Origin of the sequence: Thermotoga caldifontis AZM44c09, from assembly GCF_000828655.1 — a bacterium.
Lineage (GTDB): Bacteria > Thermotogota > Thermotogae > Thermotogales > DSM-5069 > Pseudothermotoga_A > Pseudothermotoga_A caldifontis.
In genome coordinates this window covers 1,844,401-1,870,013 of the sequence record NZ_AP014509.1, presented here as the reverse complement: position 1 = coordinate 1,870,013, position 25,613 = coordinate 1,844,401, and the positions used below count along the sequence as shown (strand labels likewise).

Annotated in this window: 25 protein-coding genes; 17 read left to right on the top strand and 8 right to left on the bottom strand. The window is 51.5% G+C overall.

What is annotated here, in order from left to right; all coding sequences use genetic code 11:
- The first annotated feature begins 2 nt into the window (after window positions 1-2).
- Window positions 3-587: a pyridoxal 5'-phosphate synthase glutaminase subunit PdxT gene (pdxT, locus tag TSP01S_RS09265; protein ID WP_041077971.1), complete on the top strand. Its 585-nt coding sequence runs from the start codon at window positions 3-5 to the stop codon at window positions 585-587.
- On the top strand, window positions 571-1,236 hold the full coding sequence (locus TSP01S_RS09260; protein WP_041077970.1) for a nucleotidyl cyclase domain-containing protein: 666 nt from the start codon (window positions 571-573) through the stop codon (window positions 1,234-1,236). The genes pdxT and TSP01S_RS09260 overlap by 17 nt, the downstream gene beginning before the upstream one ends.
- A 26-nt stretch (window positions 1,237-1,262) precedes the next feature.
- Here TSP01S_RS09260 and TSP01S_RS09255 read toward each other — a convergent pair whose 3' ends face one another.
- Window positions 1,263-2,174, bottom strand: coding sequence for a D-2-hydroxyacid dehydrogenase (locus TSP01S_RS09255; protein ID WP_041077968.1), 912 nt, complete (start codon window positions 2,172-2,174; stop codon window positions 1,263-1,265).
- Window positions 2,171-3,322 (bottom strand): pyridoxal-phosphate-dependent aminotransferase family protein, encoded by a 1,152-nt coding sequence (locus TSP01S_RS09250; protein ID WP_144380660.1) that lies wholly within the window; start codon window positions 3,320-3,322, stop codon window positions 2,171-2,173. The genes TSP01S_RS09255 and TSP01S_RS09250 overlap by 4 nt, the downstream gene beginning before the upstream one ends.
- Before the next feature lie 250 nt (window positions 3,323-3,572).
- On the opposite strand from TSP01S_RS09250, the gene TSP01S_RS09245 reads away from it, so the two are divergent.
- From TSP01S_RS09245 to TSP01S_RS09205, 9 genes are read left to right on the top strand one after another with little or no spacing between them, the layout of a single operon-like run.
- Window positions 3,573-4,760 carry an aminotransferase-like domain-containing protein gene (locus TSP01S_RS09245; RefSeq protein WP_052463659.1) on the top strand — a complete coding sequence of 396 codons (1,188 nt, stop codon included), beginning with the start codon at window positions 3,573-3,575 and terminating at the stop codon, window positions 4,758-4,760.
- Window positions 4,757-5,824, top strand: coding sequence for a butyrate kinase (gene buk / locus TSP01S_RS09240; protein WP_041078723.1), 1,068 nt, complete (start codon window positions 4,757-4,759; stop codon window positions 5,822-5,824). The genes TSP01S_RS09245 and buk (TSP01S_RS09240) overlap by 4 nt, the downstream gene beginning before the upstream one ends.
- Window positions 5,817-6,701: a bifunctional enoyl-CoA hydratase/phosphate acetyltransferase gene (locus tag TSP01S_RS09235; protein ID WP_041077962.1), complete on the top strand. Its 885-nt coding sequence runs from the start codon at window positions 5,817-5,819 to the stop codon at window positions 6,699-6,701. The genes buk (TSP01S_RS09240) and TSP01S_RS09235 overlap by 8 nt, the downstream gene beginning before the upstream one ends.
- A gap of 13 nt (window positions 6,702-6,714) precedes the next feature.
- On the top strand, window positions 6,715-7,821 hold the full coding sequence (gene buk / locus TSP01S_RS09230; protein ID WP_041077961.1) for a butyrate kinase: 1,107 nt from the start codon (window positions 6,715-6,717) through the stop codon (window positions 7,819-7,821).
- Window positions 7,797-8,447 (top strand): hypothetical protein, encoded by a 651-nt coding sequence (locus TSP01S_RS09225; RefSeq protein WP_041077960.1) that lies wholly within the window; start codon window positions 7,797-7,799, stop codon window positions 8,445-8,447. Before buk (TSP01S_RS09230) ends, TSP01S_RS09225 begins: the two co-directional genes overlap by 25 nt.
- Entirely contained in the window at window positions 8,444-8,683 is a 240-nt protein-coding gene (locus TSP01S_RS09220; RefSeq protein WP_052463584.1) for a 4Fe-4S dicluster domain-containing protein, read from the top strand. Before TSP01S_RS09225 ends, TSP01S_RS09220 begins: the two co-directional genes overlap by 4 nt.
- Window positions 8,680-9,732, top strand: a complete 1,053-nt coding sequence (locus tag TSP01S_RS09215) for a 3-methyl-2-oxobutanoate dehydrogenase subunit VorB (protein ID WP_197538900.1) — start codon at window positions 8,680-8,682, stop codon at window positions 9,730-9,732. Before TSP01S_RS09220 ends, TSP01S_RS09215 begins: the two co-directional genes overlap by 4 nt.
- Before the next feature lie 2 nt (window positions 9,733-9,734).
- Window positions 9,735-10,490 carry a thiamine pyrophosphate-dependent enzyme gene (locus TSP01S_RS09210; protein ID WP_041077958.1) on the top strand — a complete coding sequence of 252 codons (756 nt, stop codon included), beginning with the start codon at window positions 9,735-9,737 and terminating at the stop codon, window positions 10,488-10,490.
- Complete coding sequence (locus TSP01S_RS09205; protein ID WP_041077957.1) at window positions 10,487-11,026, top strand: 2-oxoacid:acceptor oxidoreductase family protein; 540 nt, start codon at window positions 10,487-10,489, stop codon at window positions 11,024-11,026. The genes TSP01S_RS09210 and TSP01S_RS09205 overlap by 4 nt, the downstream gene beginning before the upstream one ends.
- Window positions 11,027-11,443: 417 nt before the next feature.
- Here the strand turns inward: TSP01S_RS09205 and TSP01S_RS09195 are convergent, their stop codons facing one another.
- The 4 genes from TSP01S_RS09195 to TSP01S_RS09180 are packed head-to-tail and all read right to left on the bottom strand — an operon-like array spanning window position 11,444 to window position 18,389.
- Window positions 11,444-12,406, bottom strand: coding sequence for a DUF1175 domain-containing protein (locus TSP01S_RS09195; protein WP_041077953.1), 963 nt, complete (start codon window positions 12,404-12,406; stop codon window positions 11,444-11,446).
- Window positions 12,345-12,827: a hypothetical protein gene (locus TSP01S_RS09190; RefSeq protein ID WP_231848562.1), complete on the bottom strand. Its 483-nt coding sequence runs from the start codon at window positions 12,825-12,827 to the stop codon at window positions 12,345-12,347. Before TSP01S_RS09190 ends, TSP01S_RS09195 begins: the two co-directional genes overlap by 62 nt.
- Window positions 12,793-17,403: an alpha-2-macroglobulin family protein gene (locus TSP01S_RS09185; protein WP_041077951.1), complete on the bottom strand. Its 4,611-nt coding sequence runs from the start codon at window positions 17,401-17,403 to the stop codon at window positions 12,793-12,795. The genes TSP01S_RS09190 and TSP01S_RS09185 overlap by 35 nt, the downstream gene beginning before the upstream one ends.
- Window positions 17,400-18,389 (bottom strand): methyltransferase domain-containing protein, encoded by a 990-nt coding sequence (locus TSP01S_RS09180; RefSeq protein WP_231848636.1) that lies wholly within the window; start codon window positions 18,387-18,389, stop codon window positions 17,400-17,402. The genes TSP01S_RS09185 and TSP01S_RS09180 overlap by 4 nt, the downstream gene beginning before the upstream one ends.
- Window positions 18,390-18,583: 194 nt before the next feature.
- Here TSP01S_RS09180 and TSP01S_RS09175 point away from each other — a divergent pair, with 194 nt between their 5' ends.
- The 5 genes from TSP01S_RS09175 to hydF are packed head-to-tail and all read left to right on the top strand — an operon-like array spanning window position 18,584 to window position 22,703.
- A complete protein-coding gene (locus tag TSP01S_RS09175; RefSeq protein WP_171816833.1) occupies window positions 18,584-18,829 on the top strand; it encodes a TM1266 family iron-only hydrogenase system putative regulator in 246 nt (81 codons plus the stop codon).
- A gap of 10 nt (window positions 18,830-18,839) precedes the next feature.
- Complete coding sequence (hydG, locus tag TSP01S_RS09170; protein WP_041077947.1) at window positions 18,840-20,264, top strand: [FeFe] hydrogenase H-cluster radical SAM maturase HydG; 1,425 nt, start codon at window positions 18,840-18,842, stop codon at window positions 20,262-20,264.
- A complete protein-coding gene (locus TSP01S_RS09165) occupies window positions 20,248-20,532 on the top strand; it encodes a hypothetical protein (RefSeq protein WP_144380659.1) in 285 nt (94 codons plus the stop codon). The genes hydG and TSP01S_RS09165 overlap by 17 nt, the downstream gene beginning before the upstream one ends.
- Complete coding sequence (gene hydE, locus TSP01S_RS09160) at window positions 20,480-21,532, top strand: [FeFe] hydrogenase H-cluster radical SAM maturase HydE (protein WP_041077943.1); 1,053 nt, start codon at window positions 20,480-20,482, stop codon at window positions 21,530-21,532. Before TSP01S_RS09165 ends, hydE begins: the two co-directional genes overlap by 53 nt.
- A complete protein-coding gene (gene hydF, locus TSP01S_RS09155) occupies window positions 21,507-22,703 on the top strand; it encodes a [FeFe] hydrogenase H-cluster maturation GTPase HydF (RefSeq protein ID WP_041077941.1) in 1,197 nt (398 codons plus the stop codon). The genes hydE and hydF overlap by 26 nt, the downstream gene beginning before the upstream one ends.
- On the opposite strand, the gene TSP01S_RS09150 is transcribed toward hydF, so the two are convergent.
- A complete protein-coding gene (locus TSP01S_RS09150; RefSeq protein ID WP_041077940.1) occupies window positions 22,687-23,646 on the bottom strand; it encodes a potassium channel beta subunit family protein in 960 nt (319 codons plus the stop codon). The genes hydF and TSP01S_RS09150 overlap by 17 nt on opposite strands.
- An 85-nt stretch (window positions 23,647-23,731) precedes the next feature.
- Here TSP01S_RS09150 and TSP01S_RS09145 point away from each other — a divergent pair, with 85 nt between their 5' ends.
- Window positions 23,732-24,277 (top strand): DUF6115 domain-containing protein, encoded by a 546-nt coding sequence (locus tag TSP01S_RS09145; protein WP_231848561.1) that lies wholly within the window; start codon window positions 23,732-23,734, stop codon window positions 24,275-24,277.
- Here TSP01S_RS09145 and TSP01S_RS09140 read toward each other — a convergent pair.
- Window positions 24,228-25,487, bottom strand: coding sequence for an HD domain-containing phosphohydrolase (locus tag TSP01S_RS09140; protein ID WP_052463582.1), 1,260 nt, complete (start codon window positions 25,485-25,487; stop codon window positions 24,228-24,230). The genes TSP01S_RS09145 and TSP01S_RS09140 overlap by 50 nt on opposite strands.
- Between the last annotated feature and the right edge of the window lie 126 nt (window positions 25,488-25,613).

Genomic DNA, 25,613 nt, shown 5'->3' with positions numbered 1-25,613 from the left:
AGTTGATCATCGGTGTACTCGCGTTGCAGGGAGACTTCAGGGAACACATCTGGTCGTTGCAGAGGCTTGGGGTTGAAGCGTTCGCGGTGAAGAGCGTTTCGGACCTTGAGAGGATCGATGGTTTGATCATACCGGGTGGTGAATCGACGAGCATCGGCAGGATCGCGAAGGTGACCGGTGTTGGTGAAAAGATCGTAGAACTTGCAAAGCAGGGTCTGCCCATCTACGGTACCTGTGCGGGTATGATACTGATGGCGAAACGGATCGTGGACCACCCAGATCAGTACCGCTTCGGTTTGATGGACATCGCCGTGCGACGCAACGCCTACGGTAGACAGATCGATAGCTTTGAGACTTATCTCGACGTTGAGAACATCGGAAGAGTGAAAGCTGTTTTCATAAGGGCCCCGATGGTGGTTGAAGTGTCTGACAACGTCGAGGTCCTGGCGAGGTACGAGAACGTACCTGTCCTGGTGAAACAGGGCAATTTGCTCGCGAGCTCTTTCCATCCCGAACTAACGGATGATCTGAGGATACACGCGTATTTTGTGAAAATGGTAGCTGATCAACATGAGAGTGTACGTTGAACTGTCTGACAAAGACACGGAAGAAAAGATACGCTCAGCGATTTTGACGTGCGGCGGAGTTACTGTCGCTCGCCAGATCGACGCAGATATCTTCGTAGGTGAAACGGTGCATCCGTTCCTCGGCACCGTCCTCGTTTCTACTGAGGTTCCGGCTGACCTCACCGGTGTGATCGACGTCATTCTACCTTCGCAGGCGCTGGAATATTACCGGATGAAATTCAAAATGATCTCGTGTTATGTTTCGTACAAGTTGGGTCTGGAGGATTTCTTGAACGAGGAGATGTACAAGTCTCAGAGGTATGGTTTTCCCCTGAGTGTCCTCATGGCACACTTATCGAATTTTGACGTTCAGTTTCTGCAGAGGATCTACAGCATTTTCAAAAGGCAGGCCCGAGAATCTGACAGGTTCTTCATTTTCAACGAGTCTATCGTTGCGGTGCTGCCTTACACGAACCTCGACGGTGCAAAGGTTTTTGCACGGAGGCTTCTGAGGAGATCGAGGACCTTGAGTTTTGGAGAAAGAACTCCCGAGCTGGTCGTTTCCGTGAGCCAGGCTTCATCCGAGGACGACGCGTTCGATCTGCTTGGAAAGTTGGAAGAAGCCATCAAGAAAGCGATTCAAACAGGTCAAAGAATCGTGGCCGTTTAAAAAGAAGGGGGCAGTGAGTGCCCCCTTCATATTTTCAGCTCTTCGAACAGCCTCTGGAGCAGTTCTTTTGCCACTCTCGCCTGCGCTTCCACCGTCGAAGCTCCTATGTGTGGAGTTGCCACAACGTAAGGAAGCTGTAGCAGTTTCTTTCTGAGTTCATCGGTGGGAGGTTCGATCTCGAAGACGTCCAGGGCCGCCGCGTACACCTTTCTTGAGACGAGAGCATCGTACAATGCCGCTTCGTCTATGACTCCTCCACGGGACGCATTCACGATGATCACACCGTTTTTCATTTTTGCGATAGCTTCGGCGTTTATCAAATGTTTAGTTTCGCTGGTCAGTGGCACGTGCAGAGTGATGAAATCGGAAACGGCGTAGAGTTCGTCCAAGCTGGTCAGTTTCACACCTTCGAAGTGTTTCACGTACGGATCGTAGGCTACGACGTTCATTCCGAAGGCAAGGGCCCTCTTTGCCACTTCTTTTCCGATCGTTCCAAGTCCTATTATGCCCAGCGTCTTGCCGAACAGTTCGACTCCCTCGAGTTCTTTTTTCGTCCACAGGCCATTCTTCAGATCCATGGTTCCTTTAGCTATATGCCTGGCGGCAGAAAGCATGAGGCCGAACGTGAGTTCAGCCACCGACACCGCGCTGGCGCCGGGTGTGTTCAGAACTTTGACACCCTTTTTCTGTGCAGCTTCAACGTCTATGTTGTCCAGTCCAACGCCCGCTCTGCAGATCAACCTGAGCTTGGCGGCTCTCTCGATCAGGTCGGCTGTGACCTTCGTGGCACTTCTTACAATGAGGACCTCGATTTCTGGGATCAATTCGAGGAGCTTTTCTTTGTCGAGGTGCTCGCAGGTAACCTTGAGCTGCGGTTTGGATTTGAGGATTTCCATCGCTTCCTTTTCCAGCGGATCGTTCACGTGAACCCTGATCATCCGGCGACACCTTCCCGGTGGAACGTCTCCATGGCAGCTTTCACACCTTCGCCGAACTTCACGGGATATCCAAGCTCGTGCAGTGTGAATTCCAGAGCACTGATGGCCGCTATCGTATCGAACAACGATACGTAACCGAGGTGTGCGATCCTGAAGATGCTGTTCGAGATCTTTCCCTGGCCACCCGCTATGGTGACACCGTACTTGTCCCTCATGATCTTCGTGATCTTCTTCGCCTCCAGCCCGGCGGGTACTTTGACGGCGGTGCACACGTTACCGGGTCGCTTCGAGAACAGTTCCAGACCGAGCGCTTTGACCGCGTTGCGCGTGGCCTCACCGAGGATTCTGTGTCTCTCCCAAACGTTCTCTATGCCTTCTTCCTTCAGCATCTTTACACTCTGGTTGAGCATGTAGATCATGTTGACCGCGGGCGTCCATGGATTGTCTGGATAGTTTTCCTCGTAGTACTTCAGATCGAAGTAATACTTCGGGCATTTGTTCTTCTCAACGAGCTCCCAGGCTTTCTTACTCAGGGTGATGAAGGCCAGACCCGGTGGCATCATTATACCTTTCTGTGATCCGGCGACGACCACATCGACACCCCATTCGTCCATCTTCAGAGGTTCAGCAAGCAAACCACTGATCTCGTCCGTCACCAGGACCTTATCGGTGTCTTTCGTCAACTGCGCTATGGCCTGAAGGTCTATGACGGTTCCGGTTGAGGTTTCACTGTGTGTTGTGAATATGACCTTTGCGTCTGGATGCTCTCTCATAGCTTTCTCTATCTGTTCGGGTGTGACGGCCTCTCCCCATTCGAGTGCTATCTCGACCACGTTGATTCCGTAAGCTTCGCAGATCTCTTTCCAGCGTTCTCCAAACTTTCCGGCGACGACGACTATCGCCTTCTCACCAGGATTGAGCAAGTTTGTCACCGCAGCCTCCATCGCGCCTGTACCGGAAGAAACGAAGACGTAGACGCGGTTCGACGTCTGGAACAGATACCGCGCCTCATCCAGCGTCTTCTCCATGATCTCCAAGAACTGTGGCGTTCTGTGGTGTATGGTCTCTTTCGCACCGGCGAGCAACACGTCCACAGGTACCGGTGTTGGGCCTGGCGCCATTATGTAATGCTTTTTCAATTTGAACATCTGCATCCCCCCAGGTTCAGATTGGTTTGCACGATTAGTTTACCATCGTTTGTGACGGATCGTTTAGGTTTCGTTGAGCAAGAGTTTGCGTGCAAATATTTGCATTGTGCAATGATTTGCAAAGCGTGCGTTTCCGTGCTGAAGCTTAATAGATGAACCGAGCCAGGTTGGCACGAGTTTGATACTAATTAAGGGGGTGAATCGCTTGGATTTTCGTTTCTCGACTCTCGCGCAAAAGTTGAAATCTTCAATGATCAGGGAGTTGCTCAAATACGCTAACATGCCCGGCGCGGTTTCGTTCGGTGGTGGTACGCCGGATCCGGAAACGTTCCCCAGGCACCAGCTCGCAGAACTCGCCAGGGAGATAATAGAGAACGAGTACAGATACACCCTCCAGTATGCCACAACCGAGGGCGATCCGGAGCTGATCAAGCAGGTCCTCATCCTGTTGAAGAGGGTCTACGGCCTCGACGGATTCTCACCCGAAAACGTTCTGATAACCGTCGGTTCACAGCAGGCACTGGAGCTCGTGGGGAAAGTTCTGCTCGATCCAGGCGATTGTGTGATAGTTGGCGATCCAGAGTATTTAGGTGCTCTCAGCGCCTTCAGGATGAGGGATGCGAGGTTTCTGGTCGTCAAGTTCGAGAAGGACGGACCGGATCTCAACCAAGTGGAGGCACATCTGAAGCGGATGCAGAAGGAGAACCAGCTGCACAGGGTGAAGTTCATCTACATCGTTTCGAACTTCCAGAACCCATCTGGAATAACCACCTCCGTCGAAAAGAGAAAGGCTCTCGTGGAGCTCGCCGAGAAGTACGATGTTCTGATCGTCGAGGACGATCCTTACGGTGTCCTTAGATTCAGAGGAGAACATATACCACCCATCATGAGCTTTGGAGGCATTGATAGGGTCATTCTGCTCAACACGTTCAGCAAGATACTCTGTCCGGGTTTGAGAATCGGCATCGTCGTGGCGGACAAACAGATCATCAGGAAATTGGTTCTGGCGAAGCAGGGTACGGATCTGTGCAGCCCCTCTTTAACGATGCGACTTGCGGCACGTTATCTGGAGCGCTACGACATACTCGAACAGATAAAGCCAGCGATAGAACTTTACAGGAAAAAGAAAGAAACGATGATCGAAGCTCTGAGAGAGGAGTTCTCCGATGTGGCAGACATCGACTGGACCGATCCGGATGGAGGACTCTTCATCTGGACAACCCTGCCCGATGTTGACACCATGGAACTTTTCAAGTTCGCCGAGCAGAGAAAGGTCTTCTACATCCCCGGTGAAGCGTTCAAACCTTACGAGGAGCCATCCAGCTCCATGCGCATGTCTTTCTGCTTGCCGACTTTCGAACAGATAAGAGAAGGCGTTCACAGGTTGAAACTGGCTTACATGGACTATGTTGAGGCCAAGGGGTTGAAGTGCAGATGAGGATTTTGGTCATCAATCCAGGTTCAACATCCACAAAGGTGGCCGTTTATGAAGATGAAAAATGCATTTATTCGGAGAAGTTCGAACACAGTGCGGAGGAGCTCGCAAAGTGCGAGACGTTGATGGACCAAGAGCCGTTGAGAAGGAGATCCATTCTTTCGGCGCTGGAAAAAGCAGGATTCAGGATCGAAGATTTCGATGCGATTGCCGCAAGGGGGGGCATTCTCCCTCCTGTGGAGAGTGGAACTTACCTGGTCGATGAACGCATGGTGAACTATTTGAAGTACGAATCACCGGTGAAACACGTTTCGAACCTCGCGTGTGTGATAGCCCATGAAATGTCCAACGGTAAGATTCCTGTTTACACGACAGATCCAGTTTCTGTCGACGAGATGATACCTGAAGCAAGGCTTTCTGGAATACCTGAAATTGAAAGGAAGAGCCTTTCTCACGCGCTCAACATAAAGATTGTGTGCAGAAAGGTGGCGAAAGAGCTCGGCAAAAGTCTGGAAGAACTGAACGCTGTGGTGGCACACCTCGGTGGTGGAATATCCGTAGCAGCCGTTCGGAAAGGAAGGATCATAGATGTGAATAACGCCAACGATGAGGGACCTTTCAGCCCGGAAAGAACGGGAGAACTGCCCGTGGGCGATGTTGTTCGCATGTGTTTCAGTGGACGATACAGTAGAGAAGAACTGAAGAAGAAATTTGTTGGGCGCGGCGGACTGGTTGCATACCTTGGTACAAACGATCTGAGAAAAGCGCTCGAAATGGCGAAAAATGATAGCTACGCTTCTCTCGTTGTCAGAGCAATGGCTTACCAGATAGCGAAAGAGATCGGCGGAATGTGCGCCGTTTTGAAAGGAAAGCTCGATGCAATCATTTTAACGGGGGGCATGGCGCACAGTGACGAATTCGTTGAGATGATAAAGGAATACATCTACAAGTTTGCACCCATCTTCGTGCTTCCAGGCGAATTCGAAATGGAGGCACTGGCTCTGGGAGCGTTGAGGGTCCTGAGGGGCGAGGAGAAGGCGAAGATCTGGGGTGGTCCGAATGGATAGGCTCGCATTCCTCGTTGAGAGAGCTCGAGGACTGAGAAAGAAGATCGTCGTGGCAGGTTCAAACGACGATGTCGTGTTGAGCGCTTTGAAGATGGCGCTGGAGCATTCCATCGTCGAACCAGTGCTGGTTGGTCCTGAGGTCGAGACGAAGGCGCTGGCGGAAAGAGTTGGTCTTGACCTGAGCCGTTGCGAACTGATAGATTGCCAGAAGGATCAGAGTGCACGGGTGGCGGTCGAAGTCGTCTCGGAACGTGGAGAACTCTTGATGAAAGGCTCCGTTAAGACGGGAGATCTCATGAAAGTCGTGCTTGAGGATCAGTACAATCTCAAAACCGGCTCGACCATCACGATGGTCAGTGTTTTCGATATCCCGACCTACCACAAACTTTTAGCGATCAGCGATGCTGGAATGATCATCGCGCCGACCCTGGAACAAAAGATCGATATGATAAACGTCTCGGTGAAGGTGATGAAGAAACTCGGCATTGAAAAACCGAAGGTCGCCATCGTGGGTGCGATAGAGGTGCCGAACGTGAAGATGCCCGCCACACTGGACGCAGCCGTCCTGAGCAAGATGAGTGATCGGGGTCAGATAAAGGACTGCATCGTGGATGGTCCATTCGCCTTGGACAACGCGATCTCTAAAGAAGCTGCCGAGCACAAGAAGATCGAAAGCCCGGTGGCTGGAGATGCAGACATACTCATCATGCCAGACATAGAAGCCGGTAACGTTCTGTACAAAGCTCTGGTGTTCTTCGCGAACGCGACGGTTGCTTCAGTGATCCTTGGAGCAAGGATACCAATCGTTCTCACATCTAGAGCTGACTCCGACAGGACCAAGCTTTATTCCATAGCGCTCGCCGCGATTCTCTGTTGAAGAGGTGTGGGCGATGTTCAGAATACTGGTGATCAATCCAGGTTCGACATCGACGAAGCTCGCCATATTCGAGGATGAAGATTGCAAGATCTCTCAGACGATCTATCATGATTTGAGTGAACTTTCCAAGTACGTGCGCCTGTTCGACCAGTACGAGTTCCGGAAGCAAACGCTTTTGAGGTTCCTCGAAGATTCCGGTTACAGACCGGGTGATTTTTCAGCCGTTGTGGGGCGCGGAGGTCTGATCAGACCTATTCCTTCCGGAACCTACGAAGTGGACGAAACGATGCTGGAAGAGCTCAGACAGGCAAAATACGGTGAACATGCATCCAATCTCGGTGCCGTGCTGGCCTATGAAATTGCGAAGCTGGCCGGTGTGAAAGCTTACATCGTTGATCCTGTGGTGGTAGATGAAATGTGGGACGTTGCGAGATTGTCGGGGCATCCGGAGCTTGAGAGGAAGTCGATCTTCCATGCGCTGAATCAGAAAGCCGTGGCGCGCCTTGCGGCAGCGGAACTCGGAAAGAAATACGAGGAAGTCAATTTGATCGTCGTACACATGGGTGGTGGCATATCCATCGGTGCACACATGAAAGGAAGGGTTGTCGATGTGAACAACGCGCTCGATGGTGACGGGCCCTTCACACCGGAGCGCAGTGGCACGTTGCCTCTGACTCAGCTGATCGATCTGTGCTACAGTGGCAAGTATACGAAAGAATGGATCCTGAAACGCATAAAGGGCAACGGAGGCCTCGTGGCGTACCTTGGAACGAACAGCGCTCTGGAGGTCCAGGAGCGCATCAATAAGGGCGATCGCGAGGCCGAACTGGTCTACAGGGCCATGGCGTATCAGATCGCCAAATGGATAGGCAAGATGGCGGCCGCACTCAGAGGAGAGGTCGATGCGATAGTCCTGACTGGGGGCATCGCGTACGATCAAAGGTACATGGTCAGCTGGCTCAAAGATTACGTTTCTTTCATTGCACCCGTTCTGGTATATCCTGGTGGGAACGAAGAGAGGGCCCTTGCCCTGGGTGCTTTGAGAGTTCTGAGGGGCGAAGAGAAGAGTAAGAACTACAGAGAAGAGGCGGAAAAATGGCAAAAAACAAGGTCTTCTTAGGTCTTTACGGTTCGGGCAAAACCGAGATCGCGATGAATTTTGCCATAAAGAGCAAGTTCGATGGCAAACTCGTTGCCATAGCGGACGTCGATGTCACTGCGAGCTATTTCAGGGTGCGCGAATACAGAAATATGCTTGAGGAAAAGAACATACGGGTCATAGCACCACCAGACCACATCATGAGGGCCGATCTTCCTCTGATCGATGCGGCTGTGGTTGGTTATCTGCAGAATCCGAGCTATCTGGTGGTGCTCGATGTTGGGGGCGATGAAAAAGGCAGCATCGTCATCGGTTCGCTGAAAGAATACCTTTCGGACGCCGATGTTTATTTCGTCATAAACGCTCGAAGACCCTTCTGCGATACGGTGGAAAAGATCTGCCACCACATCGAGAGGATCCAGCGCGCCGCTTCGATCGAGGTCGACTACCTGATAAACAACACGAACCTTGGAAATCAGACCACGGTGGATGTGATCAGAGAAGGTGAAGAGATCGTGAAAGAAGTTTCCAGAGCGACATCGATACCGGTTGCCTTCAACGTCGTTGCCGAGCCGCTGGATTACGAAGGAGAGTTCGAGACGTTCAGGATAAAGAGATACCTGATCGGAAAGGAGGAATTGGTTTGAAGAAAGCCTACATCGAAATAGACGCAGAGAGGTGCAAAGGGTGCGGATTGTGCATCAACGCCTGCCCACAGAAAATCATTCGCTTTTCTGAACGCTTCAACAGCAAGGGTTACCATCCTGCAGAGCAACACGATCCAGAGGGTAAGTGCACCGGTTGTGGTTTCTGCTACATGATGTGCCCGGATGTGTGCATCACGGTCTACAGGTTGGTTCCTGCAAGAGGTGAGGTGCAGTGAAGAAGATAATGATGAAGGGTGTGGAAGCCATAGGTGAAGCCGCCATCATGGCAGGTTGCAGGAACTTCTTTGGCTATCCAATCACTCCACAGAACGAATTGACGGAGTACATGGCGAGGCGTTTACCAGAGGTTGGAGGTTGTTTTCTGCAGGCAGAAAGCGAAGTGGCTGCAGTCAACATGATCTACGGTGCTGCGAGTGTTGGAAAACGCGCGATGACATCGACCTCTTCTCCCGGTTTCAGCCTCATGCAGGAAGGAATCTCATACATAGCGTGTGCACAGCTTCCCGCGGTGTTCGTCAACGTGGTTCGTGGTGGTCCGGGGCTTGGAGACATTCAACCTTCCCAGGGAGACTACTTTCAGGCGACGAAAGGCGGCGGCCATGGAGATTACAGACTGATCGTTCTTGCACCCTCCACCGTTCAGGAAGCGGTGACTCTGACTCAGCTTGCGTTCGAGCTTGCGGATAAATACAGAAACCCTGCGCTCATACTTGCGGACGGACTTTTGGGTCAGATGATGGAGCCTGTCGAACTGGAAGAGAAGCAGGTCAGCTACGACAACAGTGGCTGGGCACTCACCGGTGCGAAGGACAGGCCTCCCAGGAAGGTGACGTCGTTCAACATAGACCCGTACGGACTCGAGCAGATGAACCTGCAGCTTCAGGAGAAGTACAGGAAGATGGAACAGGAAGAGATCAGGTGGGAAGAGTTTCACACCGAGGATGCGGAGATATTGCTGGCCGCTTACGGTACCGTTGGAAGGATTTGCAAGAGTGTCGTGAGGATGGCACGGGAAGAGGGATTGAAAGTTGGTCTTTTCAGACCCATCACGCTCTATCCTTATCCTTATAAACCACTCGAAGAACTCGCGAAACGCGTCTCTTTGATCCTCACAGTTGAAATGAGTTCCGGTCAAATGCTTGAAGACGTGAAGCTCGCGGCTTTGAGGTTGACCCGGATCGAGTTCTACGGTCGCATGGCGGGTGTGGTCCCGACACCCGGAGAGATCTTCGAGCATTTGATGAAGCTCGTTGGGAGGCGTTGAAGATGGAGTACAGAGCCGTTTACAAGATGCCAGAGTCTCTCAGTAAAAAACAATTTTCCTATTGTCCAGGCTGTCATCACGGCATAGTCCACAGACTCATCGCGGAAGTGATAGATGAGCTCGGTATAAGGGAGAAAACGATCATAGTGGCACCCGTGGGTTGTTCGGTGTTCGCCTACGAGTTCTTCGAGCTCGACGGCACGGTGGCACCACATGGGCGTGCCCTCGCCGTGGCGACAGGTATGAAGAGGGCGAGACCGGACCTCGTCGTGTTCACCTACCAGGGCGATGGCGATCTCGCGGCGATAGGCACGGCCGAGACGATCCATGCAGCCAACCGCGGTGAGAGGGTCACGACTGTATTCATCAACAATGCCATATACGGTATGACGGGAGGTCAGATGGCACCGACAACACTGCTCGGCATGAAGACGACGACGTCTCCGTACGGTCGAACCGCCGAACGTGAAGGTTACCCGATACACGTGTGTGAGGTTCTGAAAGAGTTGAGGGGAGTCGCATACCTTGCACGCACGAAGGTGAACACACCCAAGGACGTTCTGGCCACGAAGCGCCACATAAAGAAGGCCTTTCTTGCCCAGTTGAAGGATATCGGTTTTGGTCTGGTCGAGGTACTCTCGACCTGTCCCACGAACTGGGGCATGGACCCGCTGAAGGCAGGAAGATGGATCGACGAGCAGATGGTGAAGGAATATCCGCTCGGAGTTTTTGTGGACAAGGTTGGTGAAGAAAAATGACGCTGAGTTTCGTACTGGCAGGTTTCGGCGGACAGGGTGTGATGCTGATGGGCCAGATCCTGGCCCAGGCGGGGATGATCGAAGGCAAGAACGTGACGTGGTTCCCATCCTATGGTCCGGAAATGCGTGGTGGAACTGCAAACTGCACGGTGGTCATAAGCGATGAGCCTGTCGCTTCTCCGATCGTTGATACACCCGATGTCGTCGTTGCGATGAACATTCCTTCACTCTTGAAGTTCGAACCAAGGCTCAAAAAAGGTGGATTTCTCTTTCTGAATTCTTCTGTGATCGATAGGAAAGCGAGCAGGAACGATATCAAAGTCATCGAAGTGCCTGCGAACGAGATCGCCGAGAAGATTGGAAACCTGAAGGTTGCCAACATGGTCGTGCTCGGCGCGATCGTGGCGGTGACGAAGTGTGTGAAAGTTGAATCTATCGTATCTGCACTGCAGTACAAGCTCGGTGAGAAAGGTTCCTCTCTTTTGAAACTCAACCTTGAAGCCATAGAGGCTGGTATCAGACACGTAGGCGGATGAGATAGACCCACCCATTGGCCGGAGCTTTCGCTCCGGCATTTTTTATGTTCTTCTGAACGCTCGCCGAGTTAAAACGAAAACGCCCCGCTGAGGGGCTTGAGTGTTTTTTCCTTTTTATTCATTTCTCGTTCGATGCTTGGCTGTCCACAGAACGGGATCGCGGCAAGTTCTCGCAGCTTTTTCGTTAGGATTTTCAGGGGAGCGAGATTTTCGTACTGTGTATCATCCACGACCGTCTGAAAGGTACTTTTACTCATCGATTGTGATCTTTTTGTCCTACGTTTCCAAGTTTCGTGATCGCATACCTTATGCCAATGGATGCTCTCCACCATCGAGATGGTGTCTTCTTCACAGGAGCGCTCCCCATAAGTTATATACGGAGGATTCGTCCCACAGAAGGTAACGATGATGTGAAGATCAATCGTTCAGAAACCTGAACCTGTAGAAACCGAGGAAGTTCGGATTGTCCTTCACGGGCCACCAGGTGGGATCGTAGTTCAACAGTTCCTGCAGGCGAACGAGTCTCAACTCGCCAGGGTTGTCACCGATGGGTCCCGTGTGGTAGATGAGCCAGGTTTTGTCCTTCATCAGGCCCAGATCGCCGGCGTAGATCATGAGGTGATAAGGAAATTCAAAATCTTCTGGATGGAAGAACACCAGAACATCGCCAGCTGCGGCTTCGTTTACATCCTTTGTGACGAACCTCATACTGCATTCCACCAGGATTCTTGCCGTGGCGAAATGAGAGAATTCTTCCTTGCTTTTGAAGCTCCCTTTCTGTATTCTGAACAGTTTCTCTCCGACCAGTGGTAAATCTGGATAGTTGTACTTCTGTACGTCCCCGAAAATGGGACCACGGTATTTGATCGTTTTCAGCCACCACTCGTCGTGTTTCCTGAGTGCTTCTCTCGCACAGTAACGCACGAAACCGGCGCAATCTCTCTCTTTCTTGTTCCAGAGCACAGGATCGTCCATGAGTGCGGACACGGCTATCCAGACGAACCAGTTTCTGAACCGTTGGCTGTCCTGTCTGTCCAGCTCGAGACAGTCTGGGTATCCGTCCAGGTCCGTATCGAAAGAGCTCGGACTGGCAAAAACGCTGTAGGTCAATTTCTTTTTGAAGAGCCCTCTACTCTCAAACGTGAGCCGGATCCGTTCACCTGGTCTGACATCTTTCACCAGGATGCCTCCATCGACCTTTTGAACGGTTTTGTCACTCTTGATCTGTGCGAATCTGAGCGTCGCTCTTATGAAGAGATCCTGAACCGAGTCGACCACAAAGTCACCAGACTCTATCTCGACGTGAAAAAGAAGACGTTCAGCGAGGTTCAGAATAAGGAATGCGCCTGTGGCGAGCAAGAAGATCATCAATCTCTTCATGGTCTACCTCTCTCATGAATCTCAAAAGACATTCTCTGTGATGGAAAGGAAGTTTTTCTACCTGTGCACCTGTCAGATAGAGGATCAGACCCTCCTGGACCCAGCCAGGAAGGTCGAAGTTGATCGAGATTACGTGGTGCAAAAGCTCGTGCACGAGGACCTCTTCCAGCACACCCTTTGACTTCAGCACCGTGAAGGGCTGAGTGACGATAACGCCCTTCGAGTACACCGCGCCGATGCTGTAAAGACGGTTCGTGATCCGGTGAAATTCCTCCAGCGCTTCACATTCCACGATCAAAACGTCGAAGCTTGGTTCGACTTTTAAAACTTCGCATATCCTCCTCAGCTCGGCCAGTTTCGAGTTCAAAAGACCTCTCTCGATCAGATCATTCGCCCGCCAGATCCTCACCGTCCAGGCCAACGTGGAGCACGCAAGGATCAGAATGAGCGTAAAGACCTTTTCTGTACATCGAATAAACCCTCGCTGGCAACAGCTGGTATATCCCATCGGCTGTGACCCTCCAGACGTAACTGAACGCGTCGTTCCACCACCGTGTGGCGAAGAACACGATTCGATCCTCGTGGAGTTCGCGTGCCGAGTACCAGAAGCGCCACGGCCTGTACCAGCCATAACTGAATTTGCCAGAAGAATACAGAGTTCTCTCGGTGTACTCGGATAACACCTGTGCACACGATGGGAAGAAGTCTTCGACGATCAGATACTGTCCGTCACATTCACTGACTGTGAGAACGGTCTTAACGATGTCTCCAGCTTGGAGTTTGACCGGTTCATGCTTGAACGTGATTTTGAACGTTCCATCGAGGACCGATTCGCTTCCGGAAAACTTGATATCGCTCGCCACGAGCCTTTCTCCGTCCCATTCCTCGACGAATTGCGCCGTGAAGCAGAGTTCGACGAGATTTCCATCCTTCAACCAGTACGTTTTGTCCTTCGCTTTCAGCAGAATTTCTCTGTCTGTGCAGGTCAGCTCTTCAACATCGTCTGGAACCTTTAGCAACACCGTTTCGTTCATCAAAAGTGCATTTCCCTTGAGTTTCAGCACCTTCGAACCGAGCAACGCTACGTCTCTTACACCCTGTTCCATGGAGATTCTCTTAGAGTTTGTGTCGCACACGAGCACAGCGTCGTTCTTCAGTTTTGCAACGATCCAGCCCGATGCCGCCAGGAGCTTTTCGAACTCGTAGGTGACGTTGAACAGCACCAGACGATCGTCCATCACCGTGAATTTCACACCGTTGTGCTCGAAAGATTTGATTCCATCGTACTCGTGGGCGTACACGCGAAGGGTTCTATCGGACGGCTCCACGCGTTCGATGGCGATCGGTACCAGATCGCTACCGAGTGGAACGAAGGCATCGAGCAACTGTTTGTCCTTTTCCAGGTAGAGCTCGTATCGCTTGTAGAATCGTCTTTCGATCTGTAGACCTTCGCGAACCGCAGCGACTGGACGTTCAAGGTAGACCACGTGAACCTCGACGAGTCCCTGACCTTCGATCGCGAGAGAACCTTTTTCCAGTGAGACTTCACCTTCGGTGTCTAAGAAGAATTCCTTCTGGTTGTTCCTGATCCACACGAGCGGCCTGTCGTAGCTTGGAAGCGCTTCGAGCAATGCCAATACCGAGTAAGAAGTGTCCTTTGTCGAATACCAGAAGTAACCATCCTTCTCGCTCAAAAGATAGTTGATCAGTTTCGACACGAGTGGAGAATCTTTCTGCCACTTCATTAGAGATCTGAGCAGGACGCTGGAAAGCTGGATTTCGCTGATGAAATGATCATCGAAATCAACTCTCACACGCGCGAACCTTTCATTCTCTTCAACGAACCCGAGAGCTCTCCGCAGATATTCAGCAGACAGCATGCTGCCGAAGATGAGATCGATAGCGTTCTTGGGCTGGAAATCCACAGCGTTCACACCGTGCAGAGAGAGCACGTAAGCACCGTAACCGGTCAGGTTGTTCGAAAGATACTCCATCCCTCTGCGAACGACCGAATCTGGCACGTGATAACCTGCTTCGCGCGCGTAATAGAGCCCCTCCATCACGTAAGCACTCATCAGTGGATGACTCTCGTCGGTCTTCCACCAGCCCCAGCCTCCGTCGGAGTGCTGATGGTCGTACAGTCTGAACAGACCCTTCTGAACGATCTCATCGAGGTTTTCTATCTTCAATCCCATCTTCGATGCGACGATCGCTGGCAAGAAACTGCTCATAGTTTGTTCCGTGCACCCGTAAGGATAATGGATCAACCCTTCTATGCTCTTAGCGAGGACCGGCACCACGCTCTTAAGGACCCTCAGTTTCGCCTGAACGTATTCCGCATCCGGCAACGTCACGTTCTTTTTGGCGTCGATGACCTCGAGAGAGTAATATTCTCTCTCGAACGCGAACGGTCTGACCGGCACGTTCAACGCTATGGCATCGGTTTGCTTTGAAACGGCGTAGAAGGTCAGCGTTGAGGGATCCGAAGGTTGGATCGCTTCAACGAAGTACGATTGCGTGAAAGAAGAGTTCGGTTGAACGACGGTTTCACCTGAGACATCCTGCATGGCTCGCAGCGCGTTGGGAAATTCCACCCAGTAGTTCACCTTCAACGCTTCGTCGGTTCGGTTGAAGATCGTGGCACCTACACGCACGACGTCACCTTCTCTGAAGAAAGTGGGCAGGTTCGGTCTCACGTAGAAAGGTTTGGTCACGAGCATGGCGCCAGAACCCTGCGAAAACATCGATTTTGAAAAGCCATAGGCTGTTGCTCTGAACGTCGTTATGCTGTCCGGGACTTTGAAACGCAGTGTTGCTACACCTCGTTCGAGCCGCAAGGAAGGGATCCACAGCGCCGTGTCCGGGAAGTACTCTCTCACGTTTATCTTTTCCGTCACCGCACTCTTCTTGAAGTCTTCGAAAGAAACTTCTTTGCTCAGCAGTTCTGCATAAACCCGATCCGTCAAAGAGTAGAGTCTCCAGGTGTGGGCGAAATCGTACGTCACGGCTGGATAGTCGTTCTCAGGGTAGAGGAACTCTTCCAGACTGGGTGGCTCCTGCCCGATCATGGCGTATATGGCTTCATCCACGAGCATGAGACAAACGCTGGCCGCATCGGCCTCTATCTTCACCGTTGCGAATTCACCAGGCTCGTACTTCGCCTTGTCGAAGCTTATCTTCAAGCTGGAAACGTTCAGAGCACGTTCAACAGGGATTTTCAATTCCTTCTCGACGCGTCTTCCGTTCTCGATCCCGAGGAAGACGATGAACAGATTCTTTTCGAAAACATCTTCAGGCGCTTTCAACAGGATCGAGGCCTGTTCGAAGGCGTCCACGGGTACGATTTGATAGATCCTCTCGGCGAGCACGGCAACCAAGCCGGTGAACCTGTGGGACGAAACGAGCTGGAGTTGAAACGTCTGACCGGGCTGTAGTTTCTTCTGATCGCAGATCAACATCAATTCGCTCGGCTTGTAACCATCACCGAAGGCGTGAATGATCAAACGTTTCTTGGCCTTTCCGAAGGATAATTCAACGTTGTAAGTCTTTGGTTTTTCTGGAACGAAGGTGAATTCTGCCTTTCCGTTCGTGACCTGGATCTCCTGAACAGCACCATCCACCTCCACGGTGAGTGTTCCATCGAGTGGTTCACCGGCCACGTTCGTTACAGAAAGGGCTATCTTCAGTCTCTGCCCCGGACTCGTCCAGATGTACTCTTCTTCCAGCTGGATGTTCACGTCGGCCGGCCATACCCTCACAGACTTTCTTTCCTCCACCTGACGTTGACTCTCGTCGGTCGCGATCACCTCAATGGTGTAGTAGCCGTCGAAACCTTCATCGATCTTAACTTCAACGGTGATCTTTCCGTTCTCGTCGGTCAGTTCGAGCCCCCTGTACGCGAGGAAGGAATCTTCGTAGAACGGTTTTGCGTGCACGTAATAAGCCACCTGTGCATGTGCGACAGGCTGGTCGTTGAAATAATTGACATAGATAGTGAACCGGAGCGTTTGATCTGCAAAAACCGGTCCTTCAGGAGTTTCGATCGAGATCTTGTATTCAGGTTTTCTGTATTCTTCCACCATGAAGCTACTGTAATAGGTCCTGTCTCCATGGACGATTTCGATTTCATAAACACCCACCGCCGCGCTCTCTGGGAGGTTGAATTCGTCAAAAAATCCACCGAGTTCATCCGTGGTCAGATCTTTCGCGTACACTTCGTTATCTTTGGGATCCTTCACGATCAGTTTCACGGAAGATGCTCCGAGTGCATGGTAAAGACTGCCTTTCTTGCTGAACAGCTGGCCCCGAAACTTCACAGTGTCCTTCGGTTTGTACACCGGCCGGTCCGTCAGCAAGAACAATTTTTCGTCTGCGTACTCCTCTTTGAACGGTGAGTATATCTCGCCGAAGATGGAACTTTGATCCTTCCTCACGTAGAAAAAGTCACAGGCGAGTTCACAGCTCGCCATGCCTTTTGCATCTGTTCGAGCTTTACTCACAAGTTTCGAACCTTTGTAGAAAAGTACCTCCGCGCCGTTGACGAAGCCACCATCCTGTTTCATCACGCACACGATGGTTCTTTCCCCGTCGCAGAACTGAACCGCTTCGATGTCGGTCACAACTAAAAAGGTTTCATCGAGAACGACCTCCCTTCCGCGTTCGTCCCGTCGTGTGAGGGTCGCGTAGTACGTTCCCCGGGCGTTCGTTTTCAACGAGAAGGTTTCCCAATCTTTCGCAGGTTTGTAAGTCCTCCTCACGACAACCTTGCCAAGCCACGGGGAAACGTCGATCTGCCCTCCGAGCAACTTTGAAAGCAGGACATCGTCGTTTTTTACCTCCCGTATCGTGAGCGTCACAGCCTGAAGATCTTCACCGTAGACGGTGAACGTGAGCTCTTCTCCCAGCCTCAGCAATCCCGCGCGACTGAAATACCCATAATTAGCCAGGCACAGCAGGGTGAGCACCATCAGAAAGTAGAGAACGGAAATTCTCCTCACGTTTCATCCCACCTTTCCAGCCCTTTGAAATTCATGTCGTAATCGTAGTGAAAAACCAGCAGGGTCATTGAAGTGTACCGAGTTCTGGCCCACTCTTCAACGATAGCTTTGAGCAATTTCGTTTCACCGTACGTTTCCCAGCCACCCTTCCACCGTGCGAAGGCGTTGTCCTCGACGAAGTAGACCCAGCCAAGTCTTTCACACAGAGACCAGCTCGCGACGTGGAATACACCGAGAGTTTCGTATTGGCTCGAAGGCAATCTCAGAAAGTCGCTCGGTTCTACGAACATCTTTTCAATTCTCGAGAGTCTTTCGAGGTTCCTCTCGTTGAGATCTCCGAGCGATCCTCCGGCCTTTATGAACCTGGTTTCTACAAGGTGTTTCGCGACGACACCTTCGCTGGTCTTTTCGAACACGAACGCAGGTTGTCTATCGATCGTGTATATGTGCACGGGTGCTACGATCCTTCCATCGATTTTGAGCTGTCCTATCCAGTGCGGTGAAATCCTTTCCACAGCCACCGTGACCAGCACTACATCGTAAGGTGCAAACTTTTCGAATCCAAAAAATCCATCGGCGTTCACGAAGACCACGTTTCTGAGGGAGAGTGCCGCGGCTGCCTCGAGGCTTTTTTCGAAAAACTTCCGATTGATCTCTACGCCGACCACCAGACCTTCTTCTCCAACCACGTGTGCCATGACGCACGCGTTGTACCCCGTGCCCGAACCGATCTCTAAAACCTTCATACCTGGTTTCAAACCGGCAGCACTCATGAACAGAGCCATGAGGGATGGCTGGCTCGACGTGGTGTAAGTGTCTTTGTCTTTCGCCGTGACGATCACGTTATCACTGTAAACGACATCGGGATCGTATTTGAACTCACTGAAGATCTCTCTCGGTACCTGGAGGAACGCATCGAGGATGTGTCTGTCGAAGTTCCCGGCCAGTGAGATCTGCCTAACCAACCACTCACGCCAATCGCGCATCACGTTCTGCCCTCTTTTAAAAATCCTGTTAAATGTATTTTACCACGGCACACCCATCGACCATGACCAGTGACCCATTTGTGATATAATTCACTTGTGGACCTTCTGAGGTGGAGGAGTCAAATCTGACACCGAGGAAGGGAGGCATCTGCGTACTATTTGCCCCCTTTCTCGGTGAGAGGAAGGGGGCTTTAATTTTGGAAAGGTTCTACATCGTCAACATCGTTGTGGAAGACAGGCAGAACGCGTACCGACAGGTGAACGAGCTTCTTCATGAATTTGCCGATGTGGTACGACTCAGGGTGGGTTATCCCGTGCCGGACGAGAACATGGCAATCATTCTCCTCGTTCTGAAGGCAAACAACGATACTGTGGGTAGTTTGACTGGAAAGCTTGGTCAGGTGAGAGGTGTGAAGGTCAGGACCATGCCGATCAGGTGAGGTGGTGAGTATGACGGTGCTTTTGAAGAAGATCGAAAGTATAGAAGATCGGGAAAGTTTCATACCACATGCAGAAATAGAACAGCTGCTGGAGGAAACGAAGAATCCCGATACGAAACAGGTCCAAGAGATCGTTGAAAAATCGCTCCAGAAAGAGAGACTCACACCGAGGGAAACTGCGACACTCCTGAACGCAGAGAAACCAGAACAGATAGAGATCATATTCCAAGCGGCGAGAAAGCTGAAAGAGGAAATCTACGGAAAAAGGATCGTTCTCTTCGCACCGCTGTACATAGGCAATCACTGCATCAACAACTGTTCTTACTGTGGATTCAGGATCGAGAATTCCCAGGTGATCAGGAAAACGTTGAGCGAAGAGGAGCTCGAAGCCGAACTGTACGCCCTCACCTCTAAGGGCCACAAGAGGCTGATAGTCGTGTTCGGAGAGCATCCCATGTATTCACCCCAGTTCATAGCCAGAACGATCGAGAAGATCTACAGTTTCAAGAATGGAAATGGGGAGATCAGACGAGTCAACGTCAACGCGGCTCCCCAGACGATAGAGGGCTACAGGATCATCAAAGAAGTGGGCATAGGGACTTTTCAGATCTTTCAGGAGACTTACCATTTGCTCACCTACAAAAAGTACCATCCGAAGGGCCCCAAAGCCTCCTACATGTACCGGCTGTTCGGTCTCGACAGGGCGATGCTCGCCGGCATAGACGATGTGGGAATAGGTGCGCTGTTCGGCCTGTACGATTGGAAGTTCGAAGTGATGGGTCTGATGTACCACACGAAGCATTTAGAAGAAAGGTTCGGAGTGGGTCCACACACGATATCTTTCCCGAGGATAGAACCAGCGGTGAACACACCTCTCGCTCACAGACCGCCTAACCCGGTGAGCGACGAACAGTTCAAGCGACTCATAGCGATCATAAGGTTGTCCGTTCCGTACACGGGCATGATCCTGACGGCGCGGGAAAGTCCGGACATAAGACGTGAAGGTTTGAAGCTTGGAGTGTCTCAGATAGACGCTGGTTCGAGCATAGGTGTTGGATCTTATTCGAGTCAGGATCCAGAAATCGTGAAGAAGAGCCAGTTCATCTTGGGCGACACGAGGTCACTCGACGAAGTGATGCGGGAACTCGCCGAGAACGGTTACATTCCATCCTTCTGCACGGCGTGTTACAGGGCCGGCAGAACGGGCCAGCACTTCATGGAGTTCGCCATACCGGGATTCGTGAAAGAATTCTGCACCCCGAACGCGTTGCTTACGTTCAAAGAGTACTTACTCGACTACGCCTCCGAAGAGACCAGGAAGGTTGGAGAAAGGCTCATCCAGAGTGAGCTTGAAAGAATGCCACAGGAACGGAGAAAAGTTGTGGAGAAACTCCTTCAGAGATTAGAGGCGGGAGAACGTGATGTCAGACTGTGAAGAATTGCTGAAACAGATCGCGGAGATGTTCAACTGCAAGGTGTGGGTGTGTGAGAAAGTCGGCAGAAGGATCAGTCACATTCCAAATCTCAGGGCCGGCAGGGAGAGGTTTCTTCCTCCAGCGGTGGCATTCGAGGATGAAAACTACGTGGTCTTCGTGGAAGCAGACGGATTGAACGAGGAACTCAGAAAGTTCTGTGAGAGGGTGGTCGAGTGTGTACGGTGTGCTCGAAAAGATCGTTCGACATCCAGAACGAGTGACGCTTGAGGAAGTCGCCTGGGTGATGTCGAACGACGAACTGAACGAAGAGCTCTTCGCACTGGCCGATGAGATCAGGCAGAAATACCTTGGAAAGCAGGTCTACCTGCGTGGCATCATAGAGTTCTCTAACTACTGCAGGAACGACTGTCTGTACTGCGGTATCAGGGCGTCGAACAAGAACGTCAAACGGTACCGGATGAGTGTGGACGAGATCGTCGAACGTGCGAAGCTGATCGCCGAGATGGGAATAAAGACAGTGGTGCTCCAATCCGGAGAAGACCCATATTACACCACCGAGATGGTTGGAGAAATGATTCTGCGGATCAAGCGACTCAACGTGGCGATAACTCTCTCCATAGGTGAAAGAGATTTCGAGGAATATGAATACTGGAAAAACCTTGGGGCAGACAGATATTTGATGCGTCACGAAACAGCCGATGAGGAACTCTACAAAAAGTTGCACCCGAACGATTCCTTTCAGATCCGAAAGTCCCATCTCATCAAGCTGAAACAGCTCGGTTACGAAACAGGAGCAGGTTCCATGGTCGGCTTACCTGGTCAGAACGACGTGGCGCTGGCCAAAGACGTGCTCTTTGTCTACGAACTCGATGCGGATATGGTCGGCATCGGTCCTTTCATACCGCACCCGGATACCCCGTTGCGTGACAGCAAGGTGGGCGATTTGACGAAGGTTCTGAAGCTGATCGCGCTCACCAGATTGTTCTTGCCGGACGCGAACATTCCAGCGACGACGGCACTCGGGACGATACATCCGTTCGGCCGACAGCTCGCTTTGAAATGTGGAGCGAACGTCATCATGCCGAATTTTACCCCTTCTCCGTACAGATCCCACTACACGTTGTATCCAAACAAGATCTGCATTTTCGAAAAGGATACAGCCTGTGGAGAATGCACGAAAAACATCGTCAGGTCCGTCGGTTACGAAGTGAGTGAAGATTTTGGTTACAGGAGGAAAGACCATGAACGTTCCCCATGCAGGGTTTAGGAAGTACATCGCGATCGTTGGAAGGAGGAACGTTGGAAAATCTTCTTTGATCAACGCGATCGCTAATCAGGACGTGGCCATCGTGAGCGACGTTCCTGGCACCACCACAGATCCGGTTTACAAAACGCTCGAGATACATCCCTTAGGACCCGTGACGCTCATCGATACGCCTGGGCTGGACGACGAGGGATTTCTGGGAGAAAAGAGGGTCGAACGCGCCAAGAGGTCGCTTTACCGGGCTGACGCAGCGATCCTGGTTGTGGACGACGTGCCGAGTGAACACGAACGCTTCGCGGTCGAGATGTTCAGACAGCTCGAAATACCTTTCCTCATCGCCGTGAACAAAGTGGACCTGGGCAAACGTGTCAAGGATGCGTACATCGACTTCAAGGTACCCATCGTTGAAGTTTCTGCAAAAACGCGGCAGAACATCGACTCACTCCTTCACGCCCTTGCGAGCGTTGTGCCGGATGAAGAATCCAGGCCGATGCTGGCCCATCTCATCGGTCAGTATCGAACGGTCGTCCTCGTGGTACCGATAGACACCGCCGCGCCGAAAGGAAGGCTCATCATGCCCCAGGTTGAAGCGATAAGGGAGACGATCGATCATGCCGCAACGGCCGTCGTTACGAGGGACACCGAGCTTGCCCGGGCTCTGGAAAAACTGGACTTCAAGGTTGATCTGGTCGTGACCGATTCTCAAGCGATCATGAGAGTCGAGAAGATCGTTCCCAGGGATATTCCTCTAACGACCTTCTCGATCCTCGAAAGCGTCAGCAAGGGTGATGTGGATCAGTTTTTGAGCGGCATCGGGGCACTCAAGAATCTGAAAGACAACGACACCGTTGCGATCGTCGAAGCGTGCTCACACGTTCCAACGTGCGACGATATAGGAAGGGTGAAGATCCCGCGCTGGATTTCTGAGAAACTGAAAGTTCAGCTGAACTACAGATTCTTTGCCGGAAAAGAATTCCCCGAACTCGAGCAACTGTCGAGCTGTAAACTCATGATCCACTGCGGTGGATGTGTCCTGAACAGAGCCGCGTTCATGAGGCGGATGAGAATGGCCAGCAGGTTGAACATCCCCGTCGTGAACTACGGCATGCTCATATCTTACCTGCACGGGGTGCTGGACAGGGTTCTGGAACCGATCCTCAGGAAGCGAGGATAGTCTCGATCTGCTTCATCACATCGTCTGTGAGCTTTTCTTTCACCTCGATGGCCTTTATGTTCTCATCGAACTGCTCGAGTTTTGAGACTCCGAGTATGACGCTCGAAACGTTTTTGTTCTTCAAGATCCAGGCGATCGAAAGCTGTGCGAGCGTGCAACCGAGCTCTTTAGCGAGGTCTCTGAGTTTCAACAGCTTGGAAAAGGTTTTCTCGCTCAACAGTCCCGTTTCTTCGAATCTCTTCCTCAAGAATTCGTATTTTGCCAACCGTGAATCGCTCGGAATACCCTCGAGGTACTTACCGCTGAGCAGACCAGAAGCGAGGGGACTGAACGTTGTGACTCCCATACCGTATTTTTCGTAGAGGGGTGCGTACTCACGTTCGACCCTTCCTCTGACCAGGAGGTTGTACTGGGGTTGTTCAACGATCGGAGGAATGCAGTTCAACCTTCTTGCAGTTTCGTGCGCCAACTCTATCTGTTCCGCGCTCCATTCGGACGTTCCCCAATAAAGTGCGAGTCCACTCCTCAATATCTGATCCATGGTCCAGACGATCTCCTCCATGGGTACTTCGGGGTCTGGCCTGTGGCAGTAGAGTATATCGACGTAGTCCATCTGCAACCTTTTCAGTGAAGCCCACGTACCTTCCAGAAGGTGCTTCCTGGAAAGTCCTCTGTCGTTCGGCCCATTGCCACCCCAGAAGATCTTCGTCGAGACAACCAGATCCGATCTCCGAAAAGATTTGAAGATCTCACCGAGCATCGATTCTGCTATTCCGGACGCGTAAGCCTCCGCCGTGTCAAAAAAGTTGATACCCGCATCGAAGGCTCTCTTAACAAGGGTTTTTGCAGACTCGAAATCGAGCTGGTTTCCGAACGTGATCCAGCTCCCCAAGGAGAGCTCACTGACCTTCAATCCCCATTTTCCAACTTTTCTGTACTCCATAGTGCAACCTCCTCATGCTGGTATTTCGATCGAAAGGATTATACAATTTTCAGTGTAGAATCAAAAGACGTTGGAGGGTTGGATCTTGTTCGACCTGGTCTACTGGCTGGTGGTTCTATCGACCGTCGTGACTCTCGCGTTCGCGTGGGGTGTTTTCCTCAATCAAATCTTGCGCGGTCGGACGGAGCGTGACGAAGAATACGAAAAGTTAGAGGAGAGAATTTTGGAACTGATGGGTCAGTTCCGTCACATGTCTGCGCTCAGACTCAGAATGCTCGATAAAAAAATAGAGGAAATGAAAGCGCTGATCAAACAGGCGAACTCTCTGTACAGCCAGCTGTGCGTTCGTGAAGCTGAGCTGATGGGTTCTTTCAGTAAGGTGGAGACCGAACGATTTGAAAGCGATGTGAAGGAACGAGACGCACAAAAAGTGATGGAAGAAGATGCCATTGAGACCGAAAACTCGAAGAACGAACTCCAGGACTCAGATCTTTCCATCGAGCGTAAGATACTGCTCATGTACCAGGAGGGTAAGGACGAACAGCAGATTGCCAAGGAACTCAACATGGGGGTTGGAGAGGTCAGCCTTGTTCTCTCGCTGTTCCGTTTCCGGAGTGATTCACACCCATGACTTTCAGGAAAGCTTCGACCACCTTAGGATCGAGCACGTTCCCGCTCATCTGTTTTATCATTTCGATGGCCTGTTCCTTAGTGTAAGCCTTTCGGTAAGGCCTATCGCTCGTCAAAGCCTCGTAAATGTCCGCCACGGCGATGATTCTCGATGGCAACGGGATCTGCTCTCCTGAGAGTCCGTCCGGATAGCCAAGGCCGTTCCAGTGTTCGTGATGGTGTCTCACCCATCTGGCTTCTTCTCGCAACCCTTTGACACTCTTGAGCAGTTCTTCGGACTTGACTGGATGGGTCTTGATTATTTCGAACTCGGCGTCTGAGAGCTTTTCGGGTTTTCCAAGGATGTAGTCAGGTATGCCTATCTTTCCAACGTCGTGCAGCATGCAGGCCATCTTTATTCTTTCGCACAGCCTTTCGCTGAGACCCAGAGCTTTAGCGACGCTGTAGGCGAGCTCTGCCGCACGTTCGCTGTGACCATGGGTGTAGAAATCGCGCAGCTCCAAACTCTTCACCATCAGTTTGAGTTTGTCCAGCTTGGACTGTTCGTACTCGTTCCTGAACATGTTTCCAACCTGTATCGCCGTGAGTATTGCGAAGACGAGCGGCACGGCCGAGATTCCCACCAGCTCGTACAGCAGGTAGGAAACACTCACAAGCGGAAGCATGAACGAAGCGCTCACGAGTGGACTGCGTGTGGCAAGCTTTAAACTGGCGAGCATTCCAACGTTTCCACCGAAGTAAATGGCGAAAGCCGACAGCATCGCGTTCGAGAACATGTAAACGATACCTACCAGCAGTACGAGCCACATGTTCGTTACAAGGTTCTCCGTTCTCAGGGTTCTGTAGGTTATCAATGCGAGGAAGGTGCTGAGGCCTATCTGGGATACGTTGAAAACGTAGCTGGTCGGCCGCTTGCTCTTCACGAGGAACAGACCGGTGAAGATCAGGGACAAAGATCCAACCAGGATGGCGGCAGCATTCTGAAGAACGATCGATGCTAGAACGTTTATCAGCATTCCGCCTGTGATCCTCACTTGTGGTTTCACAGCATTGTTTACCCAAAAGCCGATTGCTTCTGAGGCTATCCCGAAGGCGAGAAACAGAAGGAAGGTCCAGTTCAACTGTGTGGGCCGGTTTTCAAGAAGGCTTATGAATGCAAAAACGTACAGCACGAACAACAACAGAGAATAGTACAAGAAAGCCTTTCTCACATCATCAACTCCGCTCGCACCTGCCGGGGGTGCCCGCGCGATTTCAACGTCTCACCAAACTTCAATATTACCAATCGCAGAAATCAACATTGCCAAGAAACTTCCGGCAATGAGCAGTATCTTCCA